The following is a 2,406-nucleotide window of genomic DNA, read 5'->3' on the forward strand; positions in this document are numbered from 1 at the left end:
CCCGAGGGCGATGGCCAGGCGCGCCGCCATCCAGCCGCCGCCCATGCCGATCACCGCGCCCAGCATCACCTCCCGCGCCAGGCGGTGCAGCCGCCGCCAGGGCAGCGCCGCAACGGCCCGCCGCAGGGCGGGAAAAAAGGGCGCGGGCCGGCTGCGTCGCCCCGCCCGCGCCCCGCCGATGCCCTGCCCCTCCCCGCGCGCGATCCGCCAGGAGGGGGGTGCCATCGGGGGCGATGGCGGGGTCCAGGGGCTCGGCGCGTAGCGGGGAATGGACAGGTTCGGCATGGGGCTGATGCGAACATAAACAGAACATCAAGGCAAGGGCGTTCCGCCGCCCTGCGGCCCCAAATAGGAACATAACGGGAAAATTTTGGTGATGGAAGCGCAATGGCCCCGCCTCGCGGCGGGGTCATGGCCAAGGGCCTTGGGCGGCGTGCCGCGCCTCAGGCCGGGGAGACCTCCCGCAGCACCGCTTCCATCGCCTCCAGGAAGCGCTCGGCATGCTCCGGGCGGAACACCAGGGGCGGGCGGATCTTCAGCACATTGGCGTCCGGCCCCGCGGCGCTGATCAGCACGCGCCGCTCGCGCAGGCCGTTCACCAGGCGGGCGGTCTCGGCACTGGCCGGAGTCCTGCGGGCGCGGTCGGTCACCAGCTCGACGCCGACGAACAGGCCGGCGCCGCGCACATCGCCGATCAGCGCGTGCCGCTTGGCGAGGTCGCGCAGCCCATCGCGCAGGACAGCGCCGGTGTCGTGGGCGTTCCGCAGCAGCCCCTCGCCCTCGATCACCTCCAGCACCGCCTGGCCGACGGCGCAGGAGACGGGGTTGCCGCCGAAGGTGTTGAAGTAGCGCGTCGCCTCGCCGAAGCGCTGCAGGATGTGCGGCTGCGACACCATGGCGGCGATCGGGTGGCCATTGCCCATCGGCTTGCCCATGGTGACGATGTCCGGCACCAGCCCGTGGCGCTGGAAGCCCCACATCGCCTCGCCGGTGCGGCCGAAGCCGGGCTGCACCTCGTCGGCGATGAACAGCCCGCCCGCCTCACGGATGGCGGCGACGGCCGGGGCCAGGAACCCCGCCGGGTCGGCAAACACGCCGTCACTGGAAAAAATGGTGTCGACCAGCAGCGCCGCCGGGCGGAGGCCGGAGGCCTCGAGATCGACGATGGCCGCGCGCACATCGGCGGCGAAGCGTTCCGCCACCCCCTCGCCACCGCGATACAGGTCGGGCGCCGGCACGGTGCGGACGTTCTTCCCCAGCGTGATGTGCTGGCCGAGCGAGGGCGACATCTCGGAGATCGCGACCGTCACCCCGTGATAGGCCAGCCGGGTGACGATGAAGCCCTCGCCGCCCGTGAAGCTGCGCGCCACGCGGTAGGCGAGGTCGTTCGCCTCGCTGCCGGTGCAGGTGAACATCACATGCGAAAGCTCCTCGGGGAAATGGCCGAGCAGCTTCTCCGCGTAGTCGAGGATGACCGGGTTCAGGTAGCGGGTGTGGGTGTTCAGCACCGAGGCCTGGCGGGAGAGCGCCGCCACCACATGCGGGTGGCAATGGCCGACGCTGGCGACGTTGTTGTAGACGTCGAGATAGGCGTTGCCGTCCGGGTCGTAGAGCCACACCCCCTCGCCGCGCACCAGATGCACCGGGTTGGCGTAGAACAGCCGGTAGGCCGGGCCGAGCAGCTTCTGCCGCCGGGCGATCATCGCCTGCTCGCGCGCGCCGACGCCGTTGGTGGCCTTCGGGTCGAAGGCGTTGATCATGCTCATGCGGACAGGGCCTCCCGGAAATAGGACTGGGCCTCGGCGCGGCCGAGCGCGCCCAGGCGGCGCAGCCCGGACAGGCTGCGGGGATAGTTGCGCAGGATGTAGGGCGCGTTCTCCGGCTGCTTCACCGCGCGCCAGCCGCTGATCGTCACCGCCACCGCCAGCCGCGTGGCGATCAGATCGGCCAGGATCTCCACCTCCTCCGGCCAGAGCGGGCAGACCGCGTGGAAGGCGCGGGCGAGCTGCGCCGGCCCCTCCAGCGGATGCCCCTCGGCCGCGACCTGGTAGGCGGCGGCGGTGGCCAGGTCCTGCACCATCGGCGCGCGCACCATGTCGCCGAAGTCGATGATGCCGGTGATGCGCCGGTCATCCGCCGGATCGGTCAGGATGTTGTGCGGGTTGAAGTCGTTGTGGATCACCTGCGGCCGCAGCCCGGGCAGCAGCGGCAGGGCGTGGCGCTCGAAGCGCGCCAGCACGTCATCCGCCAGGGCACGGTCGGCGGCGTCGGGCAGTTGCGCCAGCAGCGGGCGCAGGCGCAGCGCGTGCTGGATGTCCCACATCAGCGCGTGCCCCTCGCCCGGATGGCGGAAGCCGGCCAGCGCCTGGTCCAGCCGCGCCAGCATGGCGCCGAGCGCCGCGCGCT

The 2,406-nt window shown here is 72.1% G+C and carries 3 protein-coding genes; all 3 read right to left on the minus strand.

The genetic code is table 11. From position 1 onward, the window contains the following. The coding region (locus HMPREF0731_RS23915) for a hypothetical protein (protein ID WP_211207969.1) at window positions 1–285 on the minus strand (285 nt) is incomplete at its 3' end. Between the two features lie 158 nt (window positions 286–443). After that, window positions 444–1,766 (minus strand): aspartate aminotransferase family protein, encoded by a 1,323-nt coding sequence (locus tag HMPREF0731_RS19075; RefSeq protein ID WP_007005847.1) that lies wholly within the window; start codon window positions 1,764–1,766, stop codon window positions 444–446. After that, the coding region (locus tag HMPREF0731_RS19080) for a phosphotransferase (protein WP_007005848.1) at window positions 1,763–2,406 on the minus strand (644 nt) is incomplete at its 5' end. The genes HMPREF0731_RS19080 and HMPREF0731_RS19075, both read right to left, overlap by 4 nt.

The sequence above is a fragment of the Pseudoroseomonas cervicalis ATCC 49957 genome (assembly GCF_000164635.1).
GTDB classification, from domain to species: domain Bacteria; phylum Pseudomonadota; class Alphaproteobacteria; order Acetobacterales; family Acetobacteraceae; genus Pseudoroseomonas; species Pseudoroseomonas cervicalis.

Excerpts from the sequence above, each read along its gene's own strand:
- HMPREF0731_RS19075 (WP_007005847.1), bottom strand. The coding sequence starts at position 1,766 with ATGAGCATGATCAACGCCTTCGACCCGAAGGCCACCAACGGCGTCGGC.